The organism is Pontibacter sp. MBLB2868 (genome assembly GCF_051904785.1).
Lineage (GTDB): Bacteria > Bacteroidota > Bacteroidia > Cytophagales > Hymenobacteraceae > Pontibacter.
On sequence record NZ_CP196710.1, the window covers coordinates 3,894,236 to 3,920,043 of the forward strand.

At 44.2% G+C, this 25,808-nt stretch carries 28 protein-coding genes and 1 riboswitch; of the genes, 12 read left to right on the forward strand and 16 right to left on the reverse strand.

The genetic code is table 11. The features are described 5' to 3' along the window. Positions 1–43: 43 nt before the first annotated feature. Positions 44–153: riboswitch (SAM riboswitch) on the reverse strand. A gap of 258 nt (positions 154–411) precedes the next feature. Both rpmA and rplU read right to left on the reverse strand, forming a co-directional pair. After that, on the reverse strand, positions 412–681 hold the full coding sequence (gene rpmA, locus ACSX1A_RS16560; protein WP_439880753.1) for a 50S ribosomal protein L27: 270 nt from the start codon (positions 679–681) through the stop codon (positions 412–414). A 72-nt stretch (positions 682–753) separates the two neighbouring features. Next, on the reverse strand, positions 754–1,062 hold the full coding sequence (gene rplU / locus ACSX1A_RS16565) for a 50S ribosomal protein L21 (RefSeq protein WP_439880754.1): 309 nt from the start codon (positions 1,060–1,062) through the stop codon (positions 754–756). Between the two features lie 642 nt (positions 1,063–1,704). On the opposite strand from rplU, the gene ACSX1A_RS16570 reads away from it, so the two are divergent. The 3 genes from ACSX1A_RS16570 (at position 1,705) to ACSX1A_RS16580 (ending at position 6,440) form a co-directional block, all read left to right on the forward strand. After that, entirely contained in the window at positions 1,705–2,664 is a 960-nt protein-coding gene (locus ACSX1A_RS16570) for a ribonucleoside-diphosphate reductase small subunit (protein WP_439880755.1), read from the forward strand. A 359-nt stretch (positions 2,665–3,023) separates the two neighbouring features. Further along, positions 3,024–5,405 carry a ribonucleoside-diphosphate reductase subunit alpha gene (locus ACSX1A_RS16575; RefSeq protein ID WP_439880756.1) on the forward strand — a complete coding sequence of 794 codons (2,382 nt, stop codon included), beginning with the start codon at positions 3,024–3,026 and terminating at the stop codon, positions 5,403–5,405. 168 nt (positions 5,406–5,573) lie between these two features. Then, the gene (locus ACSX1A_RS16580; protein ID WP_439880757.1) at positions 5,574–6,440 is read left to right on the forward strand and encodes a hypothetical protein; all 867 of its coding nucleotides are present in this window, start codon (positions 5,574–5,576) and stop codon (positions 6,438–6,440) included. A gap of 861 nt (positions 6,441–7,301) precedes the next feature. On the opposite strand, the gene ACSX1A_RS16585 is transcribed toward ACSX1A_RS16580, so the two are convergent. The 3 genes from ACSX1A_RS16585 to ACSX1A_RS16595 form a co-directional block, all read right to left on the reverse strand. Then, the gene (locus tag ACSX1A_RS16585; protein ID WP_439880758.1) at positions 7,302–7,931 is read right to left on the reverse strand and encodes an OmpA family protein; all 630 of its coding nucleotides are present in this window, start codon (positions 7,929–7,931) and stop codon (positions 7,302–7,304) included. A gap of 376 nt (positions 7,932–8,307) precedes the next feature. Then, positions 8,308–8,712: a hypothetical protein gene (locus ACSX1A_RS16590; protein ID WP_439880759.1), complete on the reverse strand. Its 405-nt coding sequence runs from the start codon at positions 8,710–8,712 to the stop codon at positions 8,308–8,310. A gap of 364 nt (positions 8,713–9,076) precedes the next feature. Next, positions 9,077–9,706 carry an OmpA family protein gene (locus ACSX1A_RS16595; protein WP_439880760.1) on the reverse strand — a complete coding sequence of 210 codons (630 nt, stop codon included), beginning with the start codon at positions 9,704–9,706 and terminating at the stop codon, positions 9,077–9,079. A gap of 394 nt (positions 9,707–10,100) precedes the next feature. Here ACSX1A_RS16595 and ACSX1A_RS16600 point away from each other — a divergent pair, with 394 nt between their 5' ends. Further along, complete coding sequence (locus tag ACSX1A_RS16600; RefSeq protein ID WP_439880761.1) at positions 10,101–10,487, forward strand: Hsp20/alpha crystallin family protein; 387 nt, start codon at positions 10,101–10,103, stop codon at positions 10,485–10,487. 77 nt (positions 10,488–10,564) lie between these two features. Here the strand turns inward: ACSX1A_RS16600 and ACSX1A_RS16605 are convergent, their stop codons facing one another. From ACSX1A_RS16605 to ACSX1A_RS16615, 3 genes are all read right to left on the reverse strand, one after another. Beyond that, the gene (locus ACSX1A_RS16605) at positions 10,565–10,825 is read right to left on the reverse strand and encodes a hypothetical protein (protein WP_439880762.1); all 261 of its coding nucleotides are present in this window, start codon (positions 10,823–10,825) and stop codon (positions 10,565–10,567) included. 143 nt (positions 10,826–10,968) lie between these two features. After that, entirely contained in the window at positions 10,969–11,148 is a 180-nt protein-coding gene (locus tag ACSX1A_RS16610) for a hypothetical protein (protein ID WP_439880763.1), read from the reverse strand. A 199-nt stretch (positions 11,149–11,347) separates the two neighbouring features. Continuing rightward, entirely contained in the window at positions 11,348–11,575 is a 228-nt protein-coding gene (locus tag ACSX1A_RS16615) for a hypothetical protein (RefSeq protein ID WP_439880764.1), read from the reverse strand. 571 nt (positions 11,576–12,146) lie between these two features. Between ACSX1A_RS16615 and ACSX1A_RS16620 the strand changes: the two genes are divergently transcribed. The 4 genes from ACSX1A_RS16620 to ACSX1A_RS16635 all read left to right on the forward strand — a co-directional run bounded on the left by ACSX1A_RS16620 (position 12,147) and on the right by ACSX1A_RS16635 (position 14,665). After that, on the forward strand, positions 12,147–12,884 hold the full coding sequence (locus tag ACSX1A_RS16620) for a hypothetical protein (protein ID WP_439880765.1): 738 nt from the start codon (positions 12,147–12,149) through the stop codon (positions 12,882–12,884). Between the two features lie 123 nt (positions 12,885–13,007). After that, positions 13,008–13,706 (forward strand): alpha/beta fold hydrolase, encoded by a 699-nt coding sequence (locus ACSX1A_RS16625; protein WP_439880766.1) that lies wholly within the window; start codon positions 13,008–13,010, stop codon positions 13,704–13,706. A 16-nt stretch (positions 13,707–13,722) separates the two neighbouring features. Beyond that, positions 13,723–14,157 (forward strand): septal ring lytic transglycosylase RlpA family protein, encoded by a 435-nt coding sequence (locus tag ACSX1A_RS16630; RefSeq protein WP_439880767.1) that lies wholly within the window; start codon positions 13,723–13,725, stop codon positions 14,155–14,157. A gap of 121 nt (positions 14,158–14,278) precedes the next feature. Then, the gene (locus ACSX1A_RS16635; RefSeq protein WP_439880768.1) at positions 14,279–14,665 is read left to right on the forward strand and encodes a hypothetical protein; all 387 of its coding nucleotides are present in this window, start codon (positions 14,279–14,281) and stop codon (positions 14,663–14,665) included. 45 nt (positions 14,666–14,710) lie between these two features. On the opposite strand, the gene ACSX1A_RS16640 is transcribed toward ACSX1A_RS16635, so the two are convergent. After that, the gene (locus tag ACSX1A_RS16640) at positions 14,711–15,040 is read right to left on the reverse strand and encodes an Mpo1-like protein (RefSeq protein WP_439880769.1); all 330 of its coding nucleotides are present in this window, start codon (positions 15,038–15,040) and stop codon (positions 14,711–14,713) included. 307 nt (positions 15,041–15,347) lie between these two features. Here ACSX1A_RS16640 and ACSX1A_RS16645 point away from each other — a divergent pair, with 307 nt between their 5' ends. Further along, positions 15,348–17,189: a M61 family metallopeptidase gene (locus tag ACSX1A_RS16645; protein WP_439880770.1), complete on the forward strand. Its 1,842-nt coding sequence runs from the start codon at positions 15,348–15,350 to the stop codon at positions 17,187–17,189. A 41-nt stretch (positions 17,190–17,230) separates the two neighbouring features. On the opposite strand, the gene ACSX1A_RS16650 is transcribed toward ACSX1A_RS16645, so the two are convergent. The 6 genes from ACSX1A_RS16650 to ACSX1A_RS16675 all read right to left on the reverse strand — a co-directional run bounded on the left by ACSX1A_RS16650 (position 17,231) and on the right by ACSX1A_RS16675 (position 21,326). Then, positions 17,231–17,986 (reverse strand): ZIP family metal transporter, encoded by a 756-nt coding sequence (locus ACSX1A_RS16650; RefSeq protein WP_439880771.1) that lies wholly within the window; start codon positions 17,984–17,986, stop codon positions 17,231–17,233. A 9-nt stretch (positions 17,987–17,995) separates the two neighbouring features. Continuing rightward, complete coding sequence (locus ACSX1A_RS16655) at positions 17,996–18,742, reverse strand: SAM-dependent methyltransferase (RefSeq protein ID WP_439880772.1); 747 nt, start codon at positions 18,740–18,742, stop codon at positions 17,996–17,998. Positions 18,743–18,873: 131 nt separating this feature from the next. Continuing rightward, on the reverse strand, positions 18,874–19,182 hold the full coding sequence (locus ACSX1A_RS16660; RefSeq protein WP_439880773.1) for a hypothetical protein: 309 nt from the start codon (positions 19,180–19,182) through the stop codon (positions 18,874–18,876). 108 nt (positions 19,183–19,290) lie between these two features. Then, positions 19,291–19,878 carry a hypothetical protein gene (locus tag ACSX1A_RS16665; protein ID WP_439880774.1) on the reverse strand — a complete coding sequence of 196 codons (588 nt, stop codon included), beginning with the start codon at positions 19,876–19,878 and terminating at the stop codon, positions 19,291–19,293. A 110-nt stretch (positions 19,879–19,988) separates the two neighbouring features. Further along, the gene (gene nadC, locus ACSX1A_RS16670; protein WP_439880775.1) at positions 19,989–20,846 is read right to left on the reverse strand and encodes a carboxylating nicotinate-nucleotide diphosphorylase; all 858 of its coding nucleotides are present in this window, start codon (positions 20,844–20,846) and stop codon (positions 19,989–19,991) included. 66 nt (positions 20,847–20,912) lie between these two features. Continuing rightward, on the reverse strand, positions 20,913–21,326 hold the full coding sequence (locus ACSX1A_RS16675) for a DUF4783 domain-containing protein (protein ID WP_439880776.1): 414 nt from the start codon (positions 21,324–21,326) through the stop codon (positions 20,913–20,915). A 242-nt stretch (positions 21,327–21,568) separates the two neighbouring features. On the opposite strand from ACSX1A_RS16675, the gene gpmI reads away from it, so the two are divergent. The 3 genes from gpmI (at position 21,569) to ACSX1A_RS16690 (ending at position 25,324) form a co-directional block, all read left to right on the forward strand. Continuing rightward, positions 21,569–23,095 carry a 2,3-bisphosphoglycerate-independent phosphoglycerate mutase gene (gene gpmI, locus ACSX1A_RS16680; RefSeq protein WP_439880777.1) on the forward strand — a complete coding sequence of 509 codons (1,527 nt, stop codon included), beginning with the start codon at positions 21,569–21,571 and terminating at the stop codon, positions 23,093–23,095. A gap of 8 nt (positions 23,096–23,103) precedes the next feature. Beyond that, entirely contained in the window at positions 23,104–23,679 is a 576-nt protein-coding gene (locus tag ACSX1A_RS16685; RefSeq protein ID WP_439880778.1) for a hypothetical protein, read from the forward strand. Between the two features lie 118 nt (positions 23,680–23,797). Further along, the gene (locus ACSX1A_RS16690) at positions 23,798–25,324 is read left to right on the forward strand and encodes a M43 family zinc metalloprotease (RefSeq protein WP_439880779.1); all 1,527 of its coding nucleotides are present in this window, start codon (positions 23,798–23,800) and stop codon (positions 25,322–25,324) included. 38 nt (positions 25,325–25,362) lie between these two features. Here the strand turns inward: ACSX1A_RS16690 and ACSX1A_RS16695 are convergent, their stop codons facing one another. Then, entirely contained in the window at positions 25,363–25,782 is a 420-nt protein-coding gene (locus ACSX1A_RS16695; protein WP_439880780.1) for a secondary thiamine-phosphate synthase enzyme YjbQ, read from the reverse strand. Positions 25,783–25,808: the final 26 nt, after the last annotated feature.

A 25,808-nucleotide genomic window follows, 5' to 3' on the forward strand; every position in this document is an offset into this window, starting at 1 on the left:
GCATTAGCTTATCAAGAAGGACACCCTGCCGGGAGGATGGACATTCTTATCTTTTCCAGACGCTTTTTGCGATTGGAAGGGAATTAGCACCAGGCTTTAACAAGGTTGCTAAGACGTCATCGGGCCCTATCCCTCGGTCTTTCTTGATAAGAAGCTGTAAATTATATACATATCCGGTAAATACAAAATTTTGTTGCTCCGGACGCCTTTTTTCATGCTATAAGTATATATAAACAGAAAGGGACACTATAAGTGTCCCTTTCCTATAGAATCTTTTTCGCTTATTAGCGAATCCGACCCTATGATAGTATATACGTCCTCTAAAAAGGGCGGTTGCAGTAAAACCAACTTTAAATAAAAAAAGGGACACCTTTCGGCATCCCTTTTTTATTGCATCAACAGTGCCTGGAATTAAGCTTCTGCTTCTACCTTAGGAATTACAGAAACGTAAGAACGGTTCTTCTTACCTTTTCTGAAAGATACGATGCCATCAACCAACGCAAATAGTGTGTGGTCTTTACCCATGCCTACGTTAGCGCTTGGGTGATGCGCAGTACCTCTTTGTCTTACAATGATGTTACCAGCGATGATATCCTGGCCACCGTAAATCTTAACACCTAGTCGTTTAGAATGCGACTCGCGGCCGTTATTAGAACTACCAGCTCCTTTTTTGTGTGCCATTTTTTTAAAATTTAGTTCAGGTTAGCGGGGGCGTCCCCTGAAAAGATTCTTCGATTAATTTCTTCTTACTGCTTAACCAATGCTCTCGATCAGGACCTTTGTGAAGTGCTGGCGGTGACCATTCTTCTTACGGTATCCTTTTCTTCTCTTCTTTTTGAAAACGATCACTTTGTCGCCTTTCACGTTGCCAAGGATTTTACCAACCACTTTAACACCGCTAACGAAAGGAGCACCAAGTGTTACAGTGCCATTATCATCAGTAAGAAGAACATTGGTGAACTCAACGGCGTCACCCTCATTGCCGGAAAGCTTGTTAGCGTAGATGAACTTGCCGTTCTCTACTTTGGTCTGTTGACCTGCGATTTCTACAATTGCGTACATCAGCTTCAATGTATAATTTAAAATTAGTCTGCAAAAGTACGGTACATATTTTAATTATGCAAAGGCTTGTTTTATAATTTGTAAAAACAGAGCCAACACTTACACATATTTATGTGGATAACATTGTTGACATCTACATGCATATTTGAAGCACCTGTTAAAAAACCACAGAAACACCTCAGGATTAACACGATACGGCGCCACTTAGTAATCCACATTTTCCACACCACCTGTGTAAATCTCTGGGTGCATTTACATTCCTTACCCATTGCGCCTCATTAAAAGCAAAATAAAACTCCTGAATCGCAGGCAAATCTGACACAAAACGCTTATAACACACCAAAAAAGGCATCTAACATATATTTAATAGTTTCTTAATAATATAATAACAAAACTATATAGTTGATAACTCATGTGGATAACCATGTTTATACACGCGTAATAATCAAACAGCCAATCAGTTAACCAAGTGTGCATAAATTGAACAACTTTAACCCCTGAAATCAAGTTCATTTCTATATATTTGAAGTCATGATATTCTGCTACACTTACCAGGTGTTACCCAGAACAATTGATCCCATGGGGTGTTTTCTAAGCAAAATGCTTACCCCTTCAACCAATAAAACGCTTATTTAATTGATTATGGAGCCAATTTTACAAGAGAACCCAAACCGCTTTGTCTTATTCCCGATTCAGAACGATGCAGTGTGGCAGATGTATAAACAAGCAGAAGCCAGTTTCTGGACAGCTGAAGAGATTGACCTGAGCCAGGATCTTAAAGATTGGGAAAGCCTTAATGATGGTGAGCGACACTTTATCACGCATGTACTTGCTTTCTTTGCAGCCTCTGATGGCATTGTAAACGAGAACCTGGCCATTAACTTCATGCAGGAGGTGCAGTTACCGGAGGCACGTTGCTTTTATGGCTTCCAGATCATGATGGAGAATATCCACTCTGAAACATACTCTCTCCTTATAGATACCTATGTAAAGAAGCAAAGTGAGAAAGACCACTTGTTCAATGCTCTTGAAACGGTGCCTTGCGTGAAGAAAAAAGGGGAGTGGGCATTAAAGTGGATCAACAGCGAGAATTTTGTAGAGCGTTTGATCGCTTTTGCGGCTGTGGAGGGTATCTTCTTCTCGGGCTCTTTCTGCTCAATCTTCTGGCTTAAGAAACGTGGCTTAATGCCTGGTTTAACATTCTCTAACGAGCTTATCAGCCGTGACGAAGGCCTGCACTGCGATTTTGCCTGCCTGCTGTACTCTATGCTGCAAAACAAGCTGTCGGAAGAGCGCGTGCATGAGATCATTCGCGATGCCGTGAGTATTGAGCAGGAATTTGTTACAGATGCTTTGCCAGTAGATCTGATTGGTATGAATTCTAAGCTGATGAGCCAGTACATCGAGTTTGTGGCTGACAGGCTTATAGTAGCGCTTGGCTATCAGAAGATCTATAACGCTACAAACCCATTCGACTTTATGGAAATGATCTCGCTTCAGGGCAAGACAAATTTCTTCGAAAAACGCGTAGGCGAGTATCAGAAGGCTGGAGTTTTAGGAGACAAAGACAAAAACGTTTTTTCTCTGGACGAAGACTTTTAACATATATAGAGAATTCGTATGTTTAGGTAGCCAAAGGGAAAAAGCTCATCTTCTTTCCCTTCCTTTACCTAATTATATTTAATAGCCTACCGCTCGGTCTACCACCAAAATGCACGGTTTAGCAGCCTGAGCGTAATCTTAGCTGGCACCTCGCCAACTAAAGGGGTAACTCACTCCCCTATATAGTTAAAGCATTTAGCTTTACTTACAATCATTTGTACTACAACGGTTTATGCTGCCAACAGCGTATTGCCTGCTTGTATACTTCACTATAGAACAACCGCCTCCTGCAAAGGCAGGGGCTCCTTATATATCCTATTAATAAACCGGGCCCTTGACACCCGCTAAATGTATATGCTATGCTAGTAGTAAAACGAGACGGCCGCCGCGAATCCGTCAAATTTGATAAGATCACTGCAAGAATCGAGAAGCTGTGCTATGGCTTGCACATGGACTATGTGTCGCCGATTGAGGTAGCCAAAAAGGTGATTGATGGCATCTATGATGGCGTTACCACTGTAGAGCTGGATAACCTGGCCGCTGAAACAGCTGCTTCGCTTACAACCAAGCACCCGGATTATGCTACACTAGCGGCGCGGGTAGCTATTTCGAACCTGCACAAGGTTACAAGCAAGTCGTTCTCTAACACCATGAAGCGCCTCTATACCTATGAGGACCCTAAGACAGGTGAGAACGCATCGCTGATAGCCAAAGATGTGTATGAGATCATCCGTAAGCACGCGGCCCTGCTCGATTCAACCATCATTTATGACCGCGACTACAACTATGATTACTTTGGATATAAGACACTGGAGCGCTCTTACCTGCTTCGCCTGGATGGCAAGATCGTAGAGCGTCCGCAGCATATGTTGATGCGTGTGGCCGTGGGTATTCACAAGGAGGACATCGAATCTGCCATCGAGACTTATAATCTCATGTCTGAAAAGTGGTTTACACACGCCACACCAACATTATTTAACGCAGGTACACCAAAACCGCAGTTATCATCGTGCTTCCTGTTAACCATGAAGGACGACAGCATACCGGGCATTTACGATACCCTGAAGCAGTGTGCACAGATATCGCAGAGTGCCGGAGGCATTGGCCTGAGCATCCACAATGTACGTGCAACCGGTTCTTATATAAAAGGCACAAACGGCACGTCCAATGGTATCATCCCGATGCTGAAGGTGTTTAACGACACGGCCCGCTACGTGGACCAGGGTGGTGGTAAGCGCAAAGGCGCTTTCGCGATCTACCTGGAGCCCTGGCATGCTGATATCTTCGATTTCCTGGAACTGAAGAAGAACCACGGTAAGGAAGAGAATCGCGCCCGCGACCTGTTCTATGCACTCTGGACGCCAGACCTGTTTATGCAGCGCGTAGAAGAGAACGGCGACTGGAGCCTGTTCTGCCCGAACGAAGCACCCGGACTGGCTGAGTGCTGGGGCAAAGATTTCGAGCGCCTGTACAATAAGTATGAGCGTGAGGGACGTGCCCGCAAAACAGTAAAAGCGCAGGAGCTGTGGTTCCATATCCTGGAGTCGCAGATTGAGACAGGTACTCCATACATGCTGTACAAAGACCACGCAAACCGCAAGTCTAACCAGCAGAACCTTGGCACGATCAAGAGCTCTAACCTGTGTACGGAGATCATGGAATATACCAGCGAGGACGAGGTGGCAGTATGTAACCTGGCTTCTTTAGCACTGCCTCGTTACGTGAAGGAAAATCAGGATGGAAGCAAGGAGTTTGATCACCAGAAGCTATTTGATGTAACATACCATGCTACTGTTAACCTGAACAAGGTTATCGACATAAACTATTACCCGGTAAAAGAGGCGCAGAACTCTAACATGCGTCACCGCCCTATTGGTTTAGGTGTGCAGGGCCTTGCAGATACGTTTATCCACCTTCGCATGCCATTCGAAAGCGATGAAGCACGCGGCCTGAACAAGGATATCTTCGAGACGATCTATTTTGCAGCCATGACGGCTTCTAAGGATCTGGCGAAGAAGAATGGTGCATATGAAACGTTCAAAGGCTCTCCGCTGTCAGAGGGTAAATTCCAGTTCGACCTGTGGGGCGTAACGCCTGAATCTGGCCGTTGGGATTGGGAAAGCCTGCGCAAAGATGTAATGGAGTATGGTGTACGGAACTCACTGTTAGTAGCGCCTATGCCTACTGCTTCTACGGCACAGATCCTGGGTAACAATGAGTCGTTTGAGCCTTATACTTCTAATATTTACCTGCGTCGTGTATTGTCTGGTGAGTTTATGGTTGTAAACAAGCACCTGCTGAAGGACCTGATCGCGCTAGGCATCTGGAACGACAGATTGAAGCAGGATATCATAGCAGCTAATGGCTCGATTCAGGATATACCGAACATCCCGCAGCACATCAAAGACCTGTATAAGACAGTGTGGGAGATAAGCCAGCGCACAGTAATAGATATGAGTGCTGAGCGTGGTGCTTACATCTGCCAGAGCCAGTCGCTGAACCTGCACGTACAGAACGTGAACTTCGGCAAGCTGACCTCCATGCACTTCCACGCCTGGAAGACCGGCTTGAAGACAGGAATGTATTACCTGCGCACTAAGTCTGCCGTAGATGCCATTAAGTTTACTGTAGAGAAACAAGCCGCCGAAACCCTTTCGCCGGTATACAACCAAGAGCAGAATCGCAGCGACATGAGTTGCAGTCTGGATAACCCGGACGCTTGCGAAGCTTGCGGATCGTAAATAACTAAAGAAGGAGGGCTGATTGTCCTCCTTCTTATTTTTCCTACCTATAAAACACCTCTGTGACTGCAGGCGTCCTGCCAGCGGATAGAATACTGTTGCTTATACTTTGTCTGCTCACAATGTCTTTCTTGAATAGCAGATACTATAATCTATCAAAAACAAAAAATGAAATTTGATTCTCCTCGACTTGCAGAAAGAAGGCAAGGACAGAACACTCTAACATATTTACTACACCAACGAACTAAGATTCGTGTAATTCACTATGCTTGTGAAGCCTTCATAAACCCCTATAATAGAACCCCTAGAATTACATCAATATCTGTTTATGATCTTGACAAAAAACAAGTTGAATCATTCTCGCTACACCTTTCGGCTCAAGAAATGGGGCTTATAGATCAAGAGTTAAAGGAACATGAGTTAGATATAGTAGAAAAAGATTTCCTTAATAAATTCTTTAAGTACATAAGATCTAACAAGTCATGTAAGTGGGTTCATTGGAAGATGAAAGACTTCACCTATGGGTTTCAAGTTTTAGAGTTACGATTCAAGTCATTAAAAGGGAAACCTGCGAGAGTTCAACATGAAAGTAAATATGATCTTTCAGAAATTTTGAAACAGCTTTATTCAAATAAATATGAACCAAAAGGGGATATAGGGAAACTGTTATCACTTGCTAAAAGGAATGGGTTTAAGCCTGTTAGAGCGCTTACAGGAATAGAGGAGGCTGAAGCATATATTCAAAAAAATTATCATTTACTACATCACTCTACACAGAAGAAAGTTGAGTGCCTAGCATTCATTTTGGAGGAAGCGGCCTGTGATAAATTAAAAGTAGCTGCACGTTTTTACCACATTTATGGCTCTGATTTTACGGGCTTTGTAAAATGCGCTATGGAACACCCTACTTATTCTGTACTTAGCATGCTGGCTACTTTTTATCCATTCTACTCTAACTTACTTCCGTCTAAGCAAATTTTAGTTTCAGGTGTAACACCTGTTTTAGGAATTATGAAAGAGCTTCTTGGTTTGTGAAACCATACCCTAAAACTATTTGTAAACAAACATTCATGACCTCGCGGCGTCTTAATGCCCCGCGAGTGTCTTGCTTTTCTGCTACGAAACATAGCCTTTATACCATCTGCATGAACTGCAGTCTAAATTTGGCAATTCTGATTATACTCTACAATAGCGCCAAAATAATCTCCCTTGCTCAGGGCTTCGTTTTAACTGTCTTGGTCTCTAACAAATTCCAGAACATTAGTTGAGTTGAAGGGCAGAAGTTCCCCATCTCCCTTCTGTATGTATAGCAGCGATTTACCACCTGTAGCATTGGGTAGTTTACTATAGCCATTAATGCTACCTACAATTGTCTGAAAAAAACCAATGATCACCCTTGGGCTCCCCCTTTATCTCAAACTCGCCCCATAACCGAACAACAAACTGGGTCTGGATAAACCGTCACTTTTTCGCCGAAGACTTTATAGCTAAAGTAATGCTTGCCTTTATCTGAAAGTATACGTGTTTCAGCTATATCCTCGGAGCCATCTTTGAAAACAATTCTGTACATACCCTTAACAGGCATTTTCCCGCCGTAGTTGGTGTTCTCACCAACTACTAAGTTGTAACAACGAAGCAGCAAATATCTACCCCCTCAACGACTTGTTATCCACAGCAAGAGAAACGTAAGCTACTGCTAGTAACAAATCTAAAGAAGTTGTTGGTGAGAACACCAACAACGGCAGAATAAGTGAAAAAATAATTGATTCTTTTTCAGCTGATTAATAAATCATCATAGTTGCTATATAAGATAAGAAGCGTAACGGCGGATAAGAAACAAGCTAAAGAAAAGCCGCTGATTCACCATCAGCGGCTTTTCTTTAGATTGTTTCTTATTTATTGCTCACGGGTCACTACCACAACCGCTACACGGCGGTTTAGCTGGCGACCTCTGGCTGTTTCGTTTGTAGCTCTTGGCGCTGTTTCACCCATTGCTTCTATTGATAAACGGCGGGCATCAATATTGCCTTTGTTCTGCAACCAATCCTTTACAGCATTGGCACGCTCTGCAGAGAGTTCTTTGTTATATTCGTTACTTGCACGGGCATCTGCATGGCCAAATACCCGAATCTGACCATTTTTAGGCAGGTCCTTTATTTCGTTTACAATTTCCTGAAGCTTCTCTTCGCCCTCAGGCCTGATCTGAGCTTTATCCGTGTCAAACAGCAAGCGGTCATCCATGGTGTAGATGTTATACTCATTATCGGAGCGCATTTCTACATTGGCAGCTGTCATCTCCGGATCTTCTACAACCGGAGCGTCCCAGTTAATGCCGGCCCAGAAGTCTTCTCCTACATCTACTATCTCGGCACCGTCTGCCTCTACTACTCCACGTTCATCATCATACATCACAGCCGTATCGGCAGTAGCGTCAGAGAGTGAGTCGTTTTCTACAGTCCCTTGTGGGTCGTTGCAGGCACTCATTACGCCAACACCAAGGATCATTATTATTGTACTTTTTTTCATAGTTGGTTTGTTAAGTTTCATACTAAGAGGTACGGAGCAGGCCAATTGCGGTTCTACATCTGCTACCTGGCTGCAAACAGAAGAGAAATAGACATCTAACCATACCCTTAGCTGTTTCTTACCAGGCTGGCAACGCAATAGCAATAAAAAGAGGATCAAAGCCTCTCTTATCGGAGGCAACGAAGCAAAAGAATCTATAGACTCAAAAAGACTAAGCCTGGCACCAGTTGAACCAAAGCTACTCCTGAGGCTGACCAAACAGGATATCGTTGAAAACAACATCGGCTTGCACGATAAGAACTTTAAGGAAACTAAAAAGCCATTGAAAGTATATCTCAACGGCATTTCATATATAGGTATCAATGTGAAATAAAAACTAGAGTGGCTCCATTAACCATGCTACAGCTTCCTCCTCGCTTCCAAAATCCTTAAAAGTGAGATGGACTTCACCAGCCTGCCCTTCACGTACCATCCGGTCTACAGCCTGCCGATTTTCCATAAACTGTGAAGGGAGCCGTGCTAACCTGCGCAGCGAGCTTTTTGCAAGGCGTGGAACAAACACCTCCATACTCCAGGCCAGATCATCAGGGTCAATGGATTCCATCAACCGATCATCTCCCAGCCAACGGGTTAGGTAAAACCGATCGATCATGTCCAGAACTAGCAGGTATGCCTCCCTCAATTCTGCCCCACGCAGTTGCCCCTTCCAAACCGCTTTGCCTAACCGCAACTGCTTGTCGTAATAAAAAGCAACAAAGCTATTTTTGAAGTAAACTTCCATCACTAAAATGCTTTGTATAAATCTTTAAAAACCATCGCAAGCCTAAAGATAGTTCTAATTTAATAGCTTTTAAAGCCTCTTTTCTTGAAAAAGTTTAATTCCCACAGTCACTTCAAGTTATGAACGCAGTAGTTATATCTGCGGCCAGGTATCAGCACCGTTGATATCCAACAAAGCGCATTTACTTTGTATCTGCGATGCTACCGCTAACTATATTCAGGCTCAGAACAAATAAAATTTTCAACCAAAAAAAAGCAAGCTGACAAACACATAAGTGCAGGCCAACTTGCTTTGTAGCTTTTAACTAAATCTATTCGAACGCGGCATGCCAAATTAACGGTCTTCCACGCCTGTTCATGTAGTTTTACTTTTTCACAACTACAATCTCTACTCTTCTGTTTTGTTGCCTGCCACTTGCTGTTTCGTTTGTTGCCTCAAACATATGTTCACCTACAGGTACTAATTTTAAACGAGTAGTATCTATTCCGCTATTGTTACGCAACCAGTTTTCAACAGCCTGCGCTCTATCCATGGCAAGTTTCTTATTATATTGGTTACTTGCCAGTGAGTCAGTAAAGCCATACACTCTGATTAAACCTTCCGGATTTTGCTTTTTAATAGTATTTGCAATTTCCTGTAACTTCTGCTCTCCACTAGGGCGAATCTGAGCTTTATCAAGATCAAACATTATATCTTCGCCTACTGTGTAAATACGGTAATCATCTGTACCACGCACTTCTATTTCTTTTGCACGCAAAGATGGTTCCTCCACTACAGGAGCGTTAAAATCAACTTCTTTAAATTCTTCCTCATCTGCCTCAAGTACACCTCCTGCAAGGTTATCTTCACTATACATTACCGCTGTATCTTCAGTGGCAATTTCGCGTACTTCGGCGGCGCTATCTACATTATCTTCTTTTACCTCGTTACAGCTTACCATCAAGCCTGTTGCTGCTAACATGGCTACTACAGTTAAGTTTAGTCTCATTTTCATTCATATTTTGGTTCAATAGGATGTACGGGCATCAGAAACACATCGTTTTTGATTTACTAAAATAGCAGGTTATCTTACTAGTAAGCACGATAGTTTTAAAGGTAGAACAGGTACACAGGATCATAGACATACTCAACTTGCCAGTATCTTTTACAAAACTGTAATTGCCAGCTCACTCATATGTTTTATCCAGCTGTGCGGACACTTTAAATAGTACTTTAAAGTGCTCGGACCAGCCTATTTACTGTCATTTTGGCTAAATATTTACTTCTACTAAACACTCCTACGACAATATGTCTCACTAAATAAGCATGTATAAAAGCGATTTGAATTGAAGGTGGTTTGGCACTTCATTTGCACTATTCCATATGAAAAAGATAGAGGAGATAGAAAAATGAAAATAATAAAAGATAAAAAGTTTTTACGCAATATAGCGCAGCAGCTCGACCTGTTTAATACAATAGGCGGTGGAGTAAGTGAGACTTATGTGGATGTAAAGAAGTATAAAAAAGGAGCAGTAATTAATATCTGGGCCGCAGGAGTAAACCCTGAAGCTTTTAAAGTTGTGTTACATAACAATCAGCTTACAGTTTATTCTGTGCTACACAGCGAGCATAATCCGCAGCTAGCAGCTCCCTTGTTCAATAAGGTATTTATGTTGCCTCCGGCAGTGAACTTAGGCAAGATAGAGGCATTGTACCAGGAAGGGCAATTAAAAGTTAAACTTCCGTACTACGAGTCAGTAGGAGAGCCAAGAGAAATAGAAATTAAGCAGCTGTAATACAAAAGAGGCACCGTAAATGGTGCCTCTTTTGTATTACAGTATTTTTGCCTGCCCTATCCAGAACGCTTGAACGGCTATTTAAAAAATTTAGCCTTTATAATGGAGGTGAGGAAGTCATGGACCTCAACTGTTTCCTTATCATAAATAAAGGTATTATATATTTCGGCTGAAGTTTGCTTAATCCGGCAGTCGTTTTGAATCATCATAAAAATCAGTTCCCGCAACCGGTAAGGGTGACCAGCAATGTTTATCACACACTCCATGTCACTGCTCTCTACATGCAGAAACATGTGTTGCACATGATTCACATCTGTCATTACATTTTGATCAGACATAAGTATAGCATTTGTTCTTTGGCTAATATAATGCCTGTTACAGCTAAAAAAGTGCCAAACTGCTTATTAAAATTGTTGCTTTTAGTCAAAAAACACACAATACTTCATCCCATACTTGGATTGGTACAAAATAAGCAGCGCTCTTATCGCCTCGGATGCTCCTTGCGCCAGCCTACAACAAAGATTATTATCCAGATGGGGTAAAGAGGAGACAGAACTGATGCAAAATAAGGATCTACAGCAAAGAAAAGGATCACTTGCAGCAGTAAATTAATTACGAAGCCAACTAAAGCGATAGCATAATACTTGTTCCGAATATTCATGTAAGAACTATACGACCCGAGGGTAGCTTTTGGGAGTTAATTGGTACGAAAGGTGGGCATGTGGGTAATGTGTGAGGTTTGAAGCAACATCCTGCGCCCTTTCGTTAATGCTAACCAGGCAAAGAAAGAAGAACAGGAGTAAAAGTGATCAAGGAAATTTAAAAATAGAATTACCGCAAAAAAAATACCCGGTTAAACTTTACAACCGGGTATTCATTAATCTGAATGCTTCAGCCCTGGAGATATTCTTTTCGAGTATCAACGGAGGATCATCGTCTTTTGCAACAACCAGCGTGTAGTTGTTATCTGTATCCTGATAGTATATGAGAGTCGTCAGATCTTCGTAACCTATGCTGAAGATCTTTCTGGGCTCTTTACCATGATAGTACTTATAATTATCTAATTTTATGTTCTTCAATAACCTCATATCCAACACCTTTCTCGTATTTTAACGATAAGGCAGCCTAAGAATGTTTCAAATTTCGGAGTTATACAGCTAGATTCTTATAATATTCATAGGTTCATTACCCTCATAATTAAATTTTATTCTCCTTATATTGTAAAAGTGTTTACCTGTAGCCTTATATATTTATCATAAAAAAGGCCTTAAAGCAGAAATCAGCATATTATAAAAACCCTCGCACCATGAGCAGCAACGGGAAGAGCAACTGGATAGCCTGGCTACTGTATTTTATACTTTTTGAAGTTGTGGTATTCTTAGGGCTACAATGGCTGCTATCGGGTATGGGTATGGGAAACCAGCTACAACCAGAAAACACTGTTGTGCCCAATTGGGTTAAGGCGGTAACGTTTATTCTGCTATACATTTTGTGCCTTTTATTCGTTGTGATGTTAATCAGCAGCTTTGTACCCAGCAAACACCGCGGGCAGCTTATGCGTTGGGTATATCTGGCACTTGTGGGCATGGTTATAATGCTTTTCATGCTATTTTAAATATCCGCAGGCAAACCTGCTTCTACTTAATAAATCAATAAGAAATGAAACGTAATCTTCTCTCTTTGCTGCTTTGCCTCCTGTTAGGCACTACAGCAGCGTTTGCGCAAATCGGAGATAACCAGCCGGCAAAATATTTTCTGCAGTTACAGAACGGAGAAATTGTATATGCCAGGAAGTTGCAGCTGAAGTCACCGCTTTTTAAGTCAAACCACTTCCTGGTAAACGACTCGTTGAAGTATAACCCGAGTATGGTGGCAGCTTATCAAAGCGATGAAGGTTATTTTGCCCGCGTAGAGGCCGGCAACAGCTACGACGACTTTGCCAAACGCGTTTTGGATGGCCCCCGCATCGACAAGTTTTACACAACGCGCACTATGTATGATTATAGCTACGGTTACTCGCCTTATGGATATGGTGTGCCACGCTCCAACCGCAAGCGGATCTATTTCTTTTCCAAAGACAATGGCCCGCTTTACCTCATGGACTATAACAACCTGCAGCAGGCGCTGGCTGATAATGCAGCAAGCATGGACCTGCTAGGCAAATACAAGCGCGACAAGCTGATAAACACCGGGGTATCCATTTTAGGTGCGGGCTTGTTGGCAGCAGGAGCTTTAGTGTCTATTGATAACTCACAGGATCCGAATACAGGTGTTAAGGTGTCTCCGCTGATGTATGCGGGTGTTGGAGTGCTTGGTGCCCAGTTTGTTATAAACCTTTTCCAGAAGGATAAACTGACGCAGGCCATGGAAGTATACAACTACCAGATCAGGCAATAACCTTTGCTGCATAAGGCATTGTAAAACACCTTCATGCATTATCACATAGCTTTTGGGCCTGCCTTACCCGGACATATATGGTCGGGTAAGGCAGGCTCTTATCTCAATACCTAAAAACACCCCATGGAAAACCTTTTACTTTTACACGGCGCTTTAGGCTCTGCTGCTACTTTAGATGCGCTGAAAAAGGAGCTACAGGCCCAATACAACGTCTTTACGTTAGACTTTTCAGGGCATGGAGGCCGCCCTCTTCCGGAAGTACCTCTAACTATGGATCTTTTTGCTGGTGATATTTTAAAGTTGCTGGAGCAGGAGGGGCTTAAACAGGTACACATTTTTGGTTATAGTATGGGCGGTTATGCTGCGCTTCATTTTGCGTTGCATCACCCGGAAAGTGTAAAAAGCATTTTTACCCTGGCTACTAAATTTGCCTGGTCTGCTGAGGCGGCCGCCCATGAAACAAAGCTGTTAGATCCGGATAAGATTGAGCAGAAAGTACCTCATTTTGCCCGTTCTCTGGCTGAACGCCACGCCCCTCAGGATTGGAAAAAAGTGATGCACCAAACAGCTGCATTGATGCGGCAGCTCGGAGATGCCCCTGCGTTACATGAACAAAACTTACTAGGGTTAGGCCTGCCTGTGCAGGTGGCCATCGGCGACCATGACACAATGGTAAGTATAGAAGAAACTATCTGGGCCTACCGCCTGTTACCCTCGGCCAGTTTACTTGTGCTTCCAAACACGAAACACCCCCTTGAACTCGTTCCTACAGCAAGATTAGCCTATGAGATCAGTCAGTTTATCGGCACAACCACATTATAGCCCTGAATTTATATTTATGTATTTTACTTTCACTTCTTTAGGATCATTTTCTTATTACTGGTTCAAGCGTAGCATCGTAGCAATAGCAGTGGCTATCGTTTTAACGTCTTGTGCCGGCTCTTCGCCAGCGTTTGGAGAACGGGGCTACACAGAAGAGGGAAAGGCATCCTACTACAGCCCAAAACTACAGGGGCGCAAGATGGCAAACGGGCAGCCTTACCGACGTGGTAAATTAACGGCAGCACACAAAAAACTTCCGTTTGGCACTAAAATCAAAGTTACCAACCTGCAAACAAATAAGTCGGTGAAGGTGAGGGTTACCGATAGGGGGCCATTTGTTAGAGGCAGAGTGGTAGACTTATCTGAAGCCGCAGCAAAACGCATCGGATCCAAGCAAGCCGGGGTTGTTCCTGTTAAGGTAAAGGTGCTGCGATCAGCAACAAAAAACTAAATATATAATTCTTACTATACAACATATAAGATATAGTTACGTTCACCTGATAAGATCAGCGGTTCTCTAAATTATACAACTGATTTCTTGATTTTTATAAATTAACCAGTTACTTTTGGGTATGACAATGTTGTGGCAACACGTACGTGGATTTATGCTTTTAGCGGTTATAATACTGCTAAGCAGCTTTGCTATACCTGCTGCCCAGGCAAATGGTAACGGCAATGGCAGCACGACCACTACTACTGTTCAGCCACAATCTACGCAGCAAAGCAATGCAACTGCAGTAAACGCTGGAGACCAGAAAGGCACTAAGCCTAAGGCTAAAGTCACTACCAAGCCACGTAATAAGTCTGTTTTGGATGCTGAGGTGCTGGATAGCCCGATCGCTTATTTCAAAAATGCCTTTACCGCTGAAGAAGATGATTCAGAGGCTGCACCAAACTCCGGTGCTGTCATGATCACAGTGAAAGCTCTGATTGCCACGCTGCTTTCCACTATTATGTAATCTCCTCTTTCCCGTAGTTTAATACTCTTTTTGTACATCCCACTTTTACACTTCGCTTCTGAAGTGTTGTTTCCCGCGCAGTATATCAAAGAAAAGCTTAAAGTCTGAGGCCAGGCTATAAAAAGGGTATTTGAATGTAGCAGGCTTGTTGCGTTCAAAGAAAAAATGCCCGACCCAGGCAAATCCATATCCAATAACAGGCACCAGGATCAGCCATTTGTAAGCACCCGCCACCAAAGCTGTGATCGCTACTATAATTAACAACCCTGTTCCAATAAAATGTAATATCCGGCTGGTGGTATTCTGGTGTTCTGAGAGATAGTAGGGATAAAACTCTTTAAAAGTAGTATAGCGGGGTTCTGTCTGCTTATCCATATTTATGTGTCGTTTAGCTACATAAGTTAAATAAAAGCTATTCCATTATCAATTACTAAAACATCTTTAAACAAAAAGCATGTTCAGTAGTTTACTAGTTACCAAGCTGAAAAGCTTACTAACTATTTCCCCGTGTTTGTGTTTAAGGTGTTGAAACAGACCAGTGTATAAAGCACTGGTCTGTTTTTTTATGTATACTCCCATAAGAAAACAGCTTAGCCCCTTGCCGTGCTGTTACTGTTTTTATATATATTTATACTTACTGCAGACATTACCGGAAGTCAGCATATACAAACTTAGATATTATATGAAAAGCATTTCTTTACTAGGCTACTTGCTGCTGCTTTCCAGCGTTGCGATGGCACAGGAAGCCTATACTATAAACCTTGACCTGAAGAATGTATCTGAGGACAAAGTAAAGGTGGTTGTGAATACACCGGAAGTTAAGGAGAACAAGATCACTTATATCATCCCGAGTGTAATACCAGGCTCTTACGCCCAGAAAGACTATGGCCGCTTTATCAGTAAGTTTAAGGCTTATGATGCCAAAGGGAGACGACTAAAAACCAGGCAACAGGGTAAGAACCTTTTTGAAATAGAGAAAGCGCGTAAACTAGCCCGCATTGAATACCTGGTAGACGATACCTGGGATGTCAGCAAGGATAATAATTACATCTTTCAGCCTGGCGGAACAAACATTGATGCCGGCAAGAACTTTTTGATCAACCATTTCGGGTTCTATGGCTACCTGGAGGGTTACAAGATGCTGCCCTATACGGTTCAGGTAGACAAGCCGGAGCAATTATATGCAGCGACATCCCTGCCTGTAAACCATGTATCGCCAGAGCGTGATGAGATAAGCGCTACTGACTATGTGCGCCTGGCGGATGCGCCAATCATGTACAGTCGCCCAGACACAGCCAGCTTTCGCACTGGCAATACCACAGTGGCTGTATCTGTCTACTCTGAAACAGGAATGGTAAGGGCCGGGGAGGTGCGTGAAATGATAAAGCCCCTGGCATCTGCTTTAACTAATTTCTTCGGGGGTATGCCAGTAAACCGTTACCAGTTTATCATGTATTTCCCACAGATGGCAGATAACAAGGTTACCAGATTTGGTGGTTTTGGGGCACTGGAGCACTCTTACAGTTCTATGTATTTCCTGCCAGAGCAAACAGGAGAAGACCTGCGTAGCATGGTGTTGGATGTAGCTTCCCATGAGTTCCTGCACATTCTTACCCCCCTGAATGTGCATAGCGAGGAGATCGAGTATTTTGATTTTAAAGACCCTAAGCTTTCACAACACCTCTGGCTTTATGAGGGTGTAACAGAGTATTTTTCACAGTTGGTACAGCTGCAGGAGGGATTAAAAACATACGACGCTTTCCAGGAGGAAATAATGGGAAAGATGCGCGAGGGCAGCAGCTATAAAGACGTGTCTTTTACTGAAATGAGCCGCCGTATTATTGAGCCGGAGTACCAGGAGATGTATAACAATGTGTATGAAAAAGGAGCCCTCATTGGCTTTATGCTCGACATACGACTGAAGGAGCTCAGCAACGGGAAAATGGGTCTACGTGAACTGATGCTGAACCTCTCCAGGAAGTATGGCCCAAACAAGCCGTTTATTGATTCGGAACTGATAGATGTGATCGTTGCGGATACATATCCTGAAATGCGACAGTTCTTTGATGACTACGTTATTGGTGACACGCCTTTGCCTTACCAAGAATACTATACCAAAATAGGGTGGAGCTTTACTGATAAAAAGCCTGGCACAAAGTATACTTTTGGCGAGTTCAGGCTGGGTTTCGAAAAGATGCGAAAGTTCTTCTGGATTGCAGAGCCTATGAACAATGCCTTTGGCCTGCAGAAGTATGATGTGCTGTATGCTGTAAACGGCGAGGTACTAACCGAAGAGAATATTTACCAGCTCCTGAAGGCTGTGCTAGAAGTTAAGTCAAAAGACGCGTTGGAAATTTCATACATACGCCAGAACAAGATGTACAAGAAGGTTTTCTCACCGAAGGAGGAAAGTGTTGAATTGAAATTTGTAGTGGAGGATAATGCCAATGCTACTCCCGGGCAACAGCAACTGCGCAGGCAGGTGCTTGAGGTACAAAAGGAAAAAATAGAGGCAGGGCAGTAGATAGATTAAGCCCTTTTACCAGCTATTTGCTTAAGGTCAGATTAAATAAAGTCGCTGATCAGTGCCAGTACCAAACCCAGGAGTGTGGCCACCAGTTTGTTGCGGTTAAAACGATGGTCCGGGCTTGTCTCAAACAGTATCGTTGTGGAAATGTGCAGAAAGTTACCTGCCACCAGCCCTGTTAATGCTGTATAGATAAGCCCGTTCGGTGCTTCTTGCGCCAATACCGTATTACTAAAGATTATACCCAGCGGAGAACCTAACGCGAAGATCAGCAGCCACAGAAAAGCCTTTTTAAAGTTTTCTAAACGGAACAGCAGGACAGACATTAGCGCAAAAGCTGCCGGTATGTGATGCAGAGTAACCCCTAGCAGCACCAGGTAAAAACTATCGCCACCGTGGGCGTGCCCGGCCACAGCAGGGTAACGCTGCTCCACCAGTATACTGCCCTCTAAAAAGGAGTGTACAAATAAAGACCCGAGCAGCAAAAATGGCATTGAACCTACGCGTCCATGGTCGTGGTGATGTATATGCCCATGCTCTACACCATGTGAGAAAATCTCCAGCACCAGCTGCAGAAAGAAACCTGCCAGCACCCAATACCCAACGCCATATCCGCTACCGTTGCTTTCCATCAGCACATCGGGCAGCAAATGAATAATGGTAATAGTAAACAGGTAAGCGCCACTAAAAGCCAGCGCCATTTTAAGCCACTTGGTATTATGCGGCGGAAAAACTTTTACCAGGAAACCGGAGAATACTACGGTAAAGAATAAAGCAAGTATAGCTATGATCATGCGCGCTGCTTATTTCTTTAGGACAAAGATCATACGATCACTTTTTTCACGATCATAAGGGTTCAGGTTATAATCGCCCAACACTTCTACCAATCGTAGCTGTGTCATACGGAAATACTCCATAAAGTCCTCTTCCCGTAGCGCCCTTACGCGCTCTTCAAAATGATAATCCTCCCCTTTGTCGCTAAAGCGGATCGTTTTCACGATAAAGTCGTTCTCCAGTTTGCGGGTTATTCTGAACCTTATCCCCTGTACCACTTTTTCTTCCTCCGCCACAAGGTGCTCAATAGTCTTATCGGTGTTCATAAAGTCGATGACAATCTTTCCGCCGTGCTTCAGGCTTTCAGTTGTGGCGCATAAGGCCACTACGTTCTCTGTCTCGTTCTCGAAATAGCCGAAGCTGGTAAACAGGTTAAGTATAAAGTCAAAATACTCTGGCTTGTACACCTGCCGCATGTCATGCACATCAAAATGTAGCCTGTTGTTTTCAAACTTTTTTGCAAAGGCTATACTTTGCTCCGAAAGGTCTAAACCAGTCACGTCATATCCGTTCTGGTTCAGGTATACAGAATGGCGGCCTTTGCCACAGGCAAGGTCCAGGATCTTCTCGTGCGGTTTCGGGTGCAGGTATGTCAGCAGCCTGTCCATGAAGCGCTGTGCCTCGTCCAGATCACGATCTTTATACAAAATGTGGTAGTATGGTGAATCGAACCACGTACTAAACCACTCTACTTCCTGTTGAGCCATTAATTTCATAAAAGCAATAATGTTGCAAATATAGCCGAATTATCTGAACACGACTAAACACGCGGGAAAGGCAGACACACAAAAAAACCTGCCGCTGATGCTATGCACAACAACGGCAGGTTTACTTATGTTGTTTTATACTAGTGGCGGGTTGCGCCTGCTTCAGTATTGGTTTCAGTTACTTCTAATACACTGTCACCTTTTTGTATTGTGTTACCACCCAGGTCACGATCCGGCATTACCTGCTCGTGCTCTACTTTGCTTTGCTGTACTGCACCATGAGCTACCTCCGGAGAGCCTGCATCAGAAACATTGTACGTATCGCGTGTTCCCGGAGGCACCATCTCTGTTGATACTTTTTCACCTGGTCTTAGATCTTTTGGCGTATCGCACGAAGCCATTGCCAAACCACATACAGCGGCAAATACTACTATTACGTTTTTATTCATTTTTGTACGTTTTTTACTTTTTATATAGCCACTTCGCATTTAAAAAAAAACACAAAGCATTATCTATTAATATTTTACGGAGCAAACTCCGACTTCGGTTTTGTACTGCTAAGATATAAGATTCTTGCGGCGCATGATGCTCTCCAACAATTTTATATCATTCTGGGTGTTGAAGATGCGGTATGGCAGAAGAATAAAAATAGGCGCCTGGAACGTGCGGGCAACCCACCCTTTCCAACCTCCTGGCATTTGATCAGCGGACGGCGGCTGCAGCCAAAGCATAAATGCATCTTCCTTTCGCTGTACTTTCTGGATCATGTCCCAGGTAAGCGCCATTCCTTCGCGCTCATTGCGTTTCATCAGAATCTGGCGGTTATCGATCTCATACAGCAGTTTCTCGAAAAGCACATTACCCTGCTCAACACGCGTTACACCCATCACCTGCGCCGAACGAAGCAGCACGAATAATAAAGTTACCACTACCGCAATCGCTACCCACCACCACGAAAAGTCGAAAATAGCCGGTATCATAAAAATAGCGAAAGGGATCAAAGCATACCACCACTCTTTCTTCCATACCTGGGTGACAGCTATGCGCGTGAACATGTCTTTATCTAACTGGTATTTTTTTGTGCGAATAGCTCCTGGGGCTGCGCCCTGTTGCATCCGGTGACCTCTTTGATTTGGTTGCTGCATAATAATTAAAAATAAAACTCTCTGTTCTCCTTCTGCTCTCCGGCCATGCCTGTTATGAGAGTATAAGAATATAATAATCTCCTGCCGGTAAAGCAGAAGCACATTTAACTTTAATAAGCCTTCAGGCTCAGGTCCATACTTTTGATGGAATGTGTCAGGGCACCTACCGATATATAATCTACGCCGCATTCTGCCACTGCACGAATAGTTTCTTCGGTAATACCTCCGGAAGCCTCCGTTTCATACTTGCCCCCGATCATCGTTACAGCCTCGCGCATCATGGCCGGTGTCATGTTATCCAGCATAATACGGTCTACACCGCCAGTATCCAACACCTGCTTAACTTCTTCCAGGTTGCGGGTCTCTACTTCTATCCTCAGGTTTTTTCCTTTTTCCTTTAGGTAGCGCTTTGTAGCCTCAATTGCCTCACGAATACCACCTGCATAATCCACGTGATTATCTTTCAGAATGATCATATCAAACAGGCCAAAGCGGTGATTATGGCCACCTCCGATCAGCACAGCCCATTTCTCCATAATGCGGAAGTTAGGGGTGGTCTTGCGGGTATCCAACAGTTTAGCGCCAGTACCTTCAATCAGGCTAACCATATGGCTGGTATAAGTGGCAATGCCGCTCATGCGCTGCATACAGTTTAGCACGAGTCGCTCTGCAGTAAGTATAGACTGCGCCTTGCCTTTCACGGTTAAAGCCACATCCCCATATTTTACACGGGCACCATCCTGCAACAGTACTTCTACCTGCAGGTTTGCATCCACAGCTTTGAAGATATAACCTGCGAGCTCTACACCCGCCAATATGCCTTCTCCTTTTACCAACAGGCGCGCCTGGTTTTGCGCGTCCTCCGGAATAGAGGCAAGAGAGGAATGATCACCGTCGCCAATGTCTTCGGCCAGTGCCAGCGAGATAAACTCGTTTATACTTTTTTCGGTTAGGTATGTCGGTTTCACGGTGCAAAAATAAAAAAAGGCTCGGTATAAACTCCGAGCCTTCTTAAAAATCTCATTATTATCTGCTTAATCTTTGATAAAGTTCATGGATTGTATCAAATACTTGCCTCCGGACTCCTTCATACGCACCAAAACGGTGTAGCTTCCAGACTTTGAGGTGTAAGTACCGATCGCATAACGCTGTCCTTTATCAGAAGCTCCCTGGTGGCTGTAAGAAAAATCCACCGGGGGGTTCTTGCTAAAGAAGTTCTTCATCACGAACTCAGCTTGTGTGCTGCTGTAATTCGTAGCCTCGCCACCATCCAGGGTAATTTCTACTACACTGCTGAAGTTACGGGCAAGGTCTTTAGATGAGCCTACTTTGATAGCTGACTTTACGCCACCCATAGCATCGCCCTGAGCTGCAGCGCTACCCGCAGTAAAAAACACTGCCATTAACAACAACGAAAATACTACTGCAATCTGTTTAATGTTTTTCATAAAAGATATTTGTGATCTCGTCCTTGTATTAGCTAAAACTATGCCACATAGTACAGGGCGCGGAATTACAGCTACAAAGTTAAAAGTATCTTCTAAAGATAATAAAATTGCCCTTATACTATTAACATAAGTTTTGCTTTGGCGTGTTAAAAACTAAATAGATGTTTAATCAGTAGCCGTATAGAAGCATAGCCGGCACAAGCTATAAACTGCCATTGAAAGATTATACCTATATTTGCACCATGAATAAAAAGGTTCTCTTAGTGATTTTAGATGGGTGGGGAATTACCACCAACCCAGAGGTTTCAGCTATAAAAAAAGCTAATACACCTTTCATTGACTCCATTATGGAGAAGTACCCTACTACGCAGCTCCAGGCATCCGGGGAGGCTGTTGGCTTGCCAGAAGGACAAATGGGCAACTCTGAAGTGGGGCATATGAACATTGGCGCCGGGCGTGTAGTGTACCAGGACCTGGTACGTATAAACAAATCCATCGCAGACCATAAAATGCGTTCCATGCCAGCTCTGGCTAACGCTTTTAGCTATGCCAAAGAAAATAAAAGACCTGTACACCTGATCGGCCTGTTATCAGACGGAGGTGTTCACTCGCACATCAACCACCTGAAGGCACTTTGTACCGCCGCTTTCGACCAGGAGCTCAACGAGGTGTACATCCATGCGTTTACCGATGGTCGTGATACAGACCCGAAGGGAGGCGTAAAGTATATAAATGAACTGGAAGAGCACCTGGAGAATACCACTGGCACGATTGCCTCTATAGTTGGCCGTTACTATGCCATGGACCGCGACAACCGCTGGGAACGCGTTAAACTGGCTTACGACGTGATGGTAAAAGGAGAAGGTAAGCCTTCGCAGAACCTGATCAAGTCAATGCTGGAGTCTTACAACGAAGGGGTAACCGATGAGTTCATTAAGCCAATTGTTAAGGTAAATGATGAGCAGGAGCCTATTGCCACAATTAAAGACGGAGACGTGGTGATCTGCTTCAACTTCAGAACCGACCGTGGACGTGAAATTACGCAGGCCCTGACGCAGCGCGATTTCCCGGAGCAGGACATGCACAAACTGGACCTGCGCTATATTACCATGACCAATTACGACGATACGTTTAAGGGCGTCGAATCCATATTTGATAAAGATAACCTGAATAATACCTTAGGTGAGGTGCTGGCCAAGGCTGGTAAAAAGCAGATCCGGATTGCCGAGACGGAGAAGTACCCACACGTTACATTCTTCTTTTCAGGAGGCCGCGAAACGCAGTTTGAAGGCGAGAGCCGCCTGCTGTGTCCGTCGCCCAAGGTAGCCACTTATGATCTGCAGCCGGAAATGAGCGCTAAGGATATCCGTGATGCGATTGTGCCGGAGCTGGAGAAAAAATCCGCTGATTTTATTTGCCTTAACTTTGCTAACCCTGACATGGTTGGCCATACAGGTGTATTCGAAGCAGCGGTGAAGGCGTGCGAGGTAGTGGATGAGTGCTCCGAAAAGGTGATCAACACTGCTTTAGAGAATGATTATGATGTTATTGTGATTGCTGACCACGGCAACGCTGACATGATGATCAACCCGGACGGAACACCTAACACAGCGCACACTACCAATCTGGTGCCTTGTGTACTGGTGAGCAACGATTTTAAAGGGACATTGCACGAAGGCAAGCTCGGCGACCTGGCTCCGACCATTCTGGAGTTGATGGGCCTTGCACAACCTGAGGAAATGGCCGGAACTTCACTTATCGATAAATAAAAGAACCTGTGGCCAGACATATCCCTATCATTTTAATAGGCCTGTTACTGGCCACTACAGCTTGTGAGCGGCCAGCTCCGCCTACTTCTGCCGAGGCGGAGGCCACTTACAACCTGACTGCTTACCTGCAGCAGCAGAAACAGCGTCTTGAAGCCCAAAAGCCCATGGTGCTGAAGTCTGTAACTACAGAGAATAAGCCAACAGAAACTATCCAGACAGATAAAATTGACTGGGAAGATGAACTGGCTGCTTTTGAACAGGCTGACCTGAACCGCCCTGCACTACAGGAGTATTATACAAAGCAGGAAACCGTATTGGAAAATGGCAATGTAGCCGTTGAATACCGGAAAATTGAAGACACTGAGCCAGTGGTGCAATACCTCCGCCTGACGCTTACTCCAACTAAACAACTTCAGCAACTCGATGCGGTGCTGCAGGACAAGAACCCACTGTTTTTTTCACGCCGTACTATACAGCTTCAGGCAGACCCGGCAACCGGGAATATCTCTGGTTATAATGTTCAGGGCGTGCAAAAACTGATCTTCAGCGACTCCTTACACTACGCCGTAGACGCCAATCTTTAAAAGATAACGGCCTCCGGTAAATAGGCATAATCCCTTTCACCACTTTTTTAGTATATTGCCTATAGGTTATGCGCTTACCAGGTGTGGCCTTTTGCTGATTTCTATACTTTGCCATTACATGCGCCTTATACTACTTGTATTCCTGGCTGGTTTTTGCCTGCACTCCATTGGGTTTGCCCAGAAAACATCCTCTATAGAACTAGCTACAAAGCGTAATTGTGGCCTGGAAGCTTATATTAGTGCTCTGAAGCAGCGCAACCCTGAGTTTGAACAGATGCAGCAACAGGCGGAACAAGCCATGCAAGAGGCTTTGATGAAGCGTCAGGAAGGGCAACAGGGCGGCCAGAACTTGCGAAAAGCCACTACCATTACAATTCCTGTTGTATTCCATGTTATTTACAGCACAGATGCTGAGAACCTGTCAGATGAGCAGCTGCTTTCACAGTTAAGTATATTAAATGCTGATTTCCGAAGAAAGAATGCAGACGCAGCAAACACACCTTCTTATTTTCAGCCTTTTGCCGCAGACACAGAAATAGAGTTCTGCCTGGCGTCTTTAGATCCGAATGGCGATCCCACTTCCGGCGTTACCCGCACAAAGACCAACAAAGTATCTTTCAATTACCTCAACGATGAGATGAAGTTCTCCAGCCAGGGAGGTGTGGATGCCTGGGACCGGAACCAGTATTTGAATATCTGGGTATGCAGGATTTCTGATAACGTATTAGGTTATGCATCACTCCCGGGCTCTCCGGCCTCTACCGATGGAGTAGTAGTACATTATGCCACAGTAGGCGCGCCACCTTTCAACAAGGTATCAAGCAACTACAACCGTGGGCGAACAGCCACGCATGAAGTAGGCCACTGGCTGGGGCTATGGCACATCTGGGGCAATGGCAACTCTACCTGCTCCGACTCTGATGGCGTAGACGATACACCCAATCAGTATGAAGAGAACACTGGCTGCCCAAGCGGCAACAAAGTCTCCTGCGACAATGCCCCGTACGGCGATATGTATCAGAACTATATGGATTATACTGATGATGCCTGCATGAACCTTTTTACAAATGGGCAAGCCACGCGAATGCAGGCTTTTTTAAGTACTTCTCGCAATTCTTTGTATAGCTCCCTGGCTTGTTCCGCAACCCTGCGCTCCGATTTCAGAACTGAGATAGTAGGAGATACCCTTACCCTGGCTGGTAAAAAGGTACAGTTCGTAAGTGCCTCTGCCGGCATACGCCCAACGTCGTATTTCTGGGAATTTGAAGGAGGAACACCTGCCACTTCTACTGAAAAGGATCCCATTGTTACGTATCCTAACCCGGGCAGGTATAACGTACAGCTAACTATTACAAATGGAGACCTTAACAGCACCAAAGTTAAAGATAACTATGTGCACGTTACTGTAAATGATTTAACGGTATACCCTAACTCATCTACTGACTTTATCACGATAGAGCAACCAGCCCGCATTACGGTGCGCCAGGTGCAGATGCTGAACCATGTGGGGCAGGAAGTGCTGAGAGCAGAGGTACGGGACCGTGTGCTGCGTGTAGATGTACGCAACCTTTCTCCCGGCATATACTTCCTTCATATCACCAGCACCAACGGTACTATTGTTAAAAAGGTAAGCGTTGTACGATAGATAGGAGAGAAGCTATTTTATTTTTATTAGCGCACCCATTATTCCCCTTGAAGCGTCACGACAAGCGTGCGTTTCGTGGCGTTGTTCCGGTGTTCGCAAAGGTAAATTCCCTGCCAGGTTCCTAAGTTAAAATCTCCGTTTTTGACAGGCACAGTAACAGACGTGCCCAGTATAGCCGCTTTCAGATGTGCCGGCATGTCATCTGAACCTTCTAAAGTATGCCGGTAGTAAGGCTGGTTCTCAGGCACCATGTGGTTGAAATGGCTTTCAAAATCTTGGCGCACCGTTGGGTCTGCGTTTTCGTTAATAGTAAGGCTGGCCGACGTATGTTTTATAAATATATGAGCGAGCCCTATATTTATTTCTTCCAGCTCTGGCAGGTTCGCTGTAATCAGATCGGTTATTAAATGGAAGCCCCGCTTAACGGCAGGCAACCTTATTTCTTTCTGAAACCACATAGTTTAACAATTTGGCGTGAGAGTGA

What these genes read in the sequence shown, in the direction of transcription:
- rpmA (WP_439880753.1), bottom strand. Translation starts at nt 681, where the DNA reads ATGGCACACAAAAAAGGAGCTGGTAGTTCTAATAACGGCCGCGAGTCG.
- rplU (WP_439880754.1), bottom strand. Translation starts at nt 1,062, where the DNA reads ATGTACGCAATTGTAGAAATCGCAGGTCAACAGACCAAAGTAGAGAAC.
- ACSX1A_RS16570 (WP_439880755.1), top strand. Translation starts at nt 1,705, where the DNA reads ATGGAGCCAATTTTACAAGAGAACCCAAACCGCTTTGTCTTATTCCCG.
- ACSX1A_RS16575 (WP_439880756.1), top strand. Translation starts at nt 3,024, where the DNA reads ATGCTAGTAGTAAAACGAGACGGCCGCCGCGAATCCGTCAAATTTGAT.
- ACSX1A_RS16580 (WP_439880757.1), top strand. Translation starts at nt 5,574, where the DNA reads ATGAAATTTGATTCTCCTCGACTTGCAGAAAGAAGGCAAGGACAGAAC.
- ACSX1A_RS16585 (WP_439880758.1), bottom strand. Translation starts at nt 7,931, where the DNA reads ATGAAAAAAAGTACAATAATAATGATCCTTGGTGTTGGCGTAATGAGT.
- ACSX1A_RS16590 (WP_439880759.1), bottom strand. Translation starts at nt 8,712, where the DNA reads ATGGAAGTTTACTTCAAAAATAGCTTTGTTGCTTTTTATTACGACAAG.
- ACSX1A_RS16595 (WP_439880760.1), bottom strand. Translation starts at nt 9,706, where the DNA reads ATGAAAATGAGACTAAACTTAACTGTAGTAGCCATGTTAGCAGCAACA.
- ACSX1A_RS16600 (WP_439880761.1), top strand. Translation starts at nt 10,101, where the DNA reads ATGAAAATAATAAAAGATAAAAAGTTTTTACGCAATATAGCGCAGCAG.
- ACSX1A_RS16605 (WP_439880762.1), bottom strand. Translation starts at nt 10,825, where the DNA reads ATGTCTGATCAAAATGTAATGACAGATGTGAATCATGTGCAACACATG.
- ACSX1A_RS16610 (WP_439880763.1), bottom strand. Translation starts at nt 11,148, where the DNA reads ATGAATATTCGGAACAAGTATTATGCTATCGCTTTAGTTGGCTTCGTA.
- ACSX1A_RS16615 (WP_439880764.1), bottom strand. Translation starts at nt 11,575, where the DNA reads ATGAGGTTATTGAAGAACATAAAATTAGATAATTATAAGTACTATCAT.
- ACSX1A_RS16620 (WP_439880765.1), top strand. Translation starts at nt 12,147, where the DNA reads ATGAAACGTAATCTTCTCTCTTTGCTGCTTTGCCTCCTGTTAGGCACT.
- ACSX1A_RS16625 (WP_439880766.1), top strand. Translation starts at nt 13,008, where the DNA reads ATGGAAAACCTTTTACTTTTACACGGCGCTTTAGGCTCTGCTGCTACT.
- ACSX1A_RS16630 (WP_439880767.1), top strand. Translation starts at nt 13,723, where the DNA reads ATGTATTTTACTTTCACTTCTTTAGGATCATTTTCTTATTACTGGTTC.
- ACSX1A_RS16635 (WP_439880768.1), top strand. Translation starts at nt 14,279, where the DNA reads ATGACAATGTTGTGGCAACACGTACGTGGATTTATGCTTTTAGCGGTT.
- ACSX1A_RS16640 (WP_439880769.1), bottom strand. Translation starts at nt 15,040, where the DNA reads ATGGATAAGCAGACAGAACCCCGCTATACTACTTTTAAAGAGTTTTAT.
- ACSX1A_RS16645 (WP_439880770.1), top strand. Translation starts at nt 15,348, where the DNA reads ATGAAAAGCATTTCTTTACTAGGCTACTTGCTGCTGCTTTCCAGCGTT.
- ACSX1A_RS16650 (WP_439880771.1), bottom strand. Translation starts at nt 17,986, where the DNA reads ATGATCATAGCTATACTTGCTTTATTCTTTACCGTAGTATTCTCCGGT.
- ACSX1A_RS16655 (WP_439880772.1), bottom strand. Translation starts at nt 18,742, where the DNA reads ATGAAATTAATGGCTCAACAGGAAGTAGAGTGGTTTAGTACGTGGTTC.
- ACSX1A_RS16660 (WP_439880773.1), bottom strand. Translation starts at nt 19,182, where the DNA reads ATGAATAAAAACGTAATAGTAGTATTTGCCGCTGTATGTGGTTTGGCA.
- ACSX1A_RS16665 (WP_439880774.1), bottom strand. Translation starts at nt 19,878, where the DNA reads ATGCAGCAACCAAATCAAAGAGGTCACCGGATGCAACAGGGCGCAGCC.
- ACSX1A_RS16675 (WP_439880776.1), bottom strand. Translation starts at nt 21,326, where the DNA reads ATGAAAAACATTAAACAGATTGCAGTAGTATTTTCGTTGTTGTTAATG.
- gpmI (WP_439880777.1), top strand. Translation starts at nt 21,569, where the DNA reads ATGAATAAAAAGGTTCTCTTAGTGATTTTAGATGGGTGGGGAATTACC.
- ACSX1A_RS16690 (WP_439880779.1), top strand. Translation starts at nt 23,798, where the DNA reads ATGCGCCTTATACTACTTGTATTCCTGGCTGGTTTTTGCCTGCACTCC.
- ACSX1A_RS16695 (WP_439880780.1), bottom strand. Translation starts at nt 25,782, where the DNA reads ATGTGGTTTCAGAAAGAAATAAGGTTGCCTGCCGTTAAGCGGGGCTTC.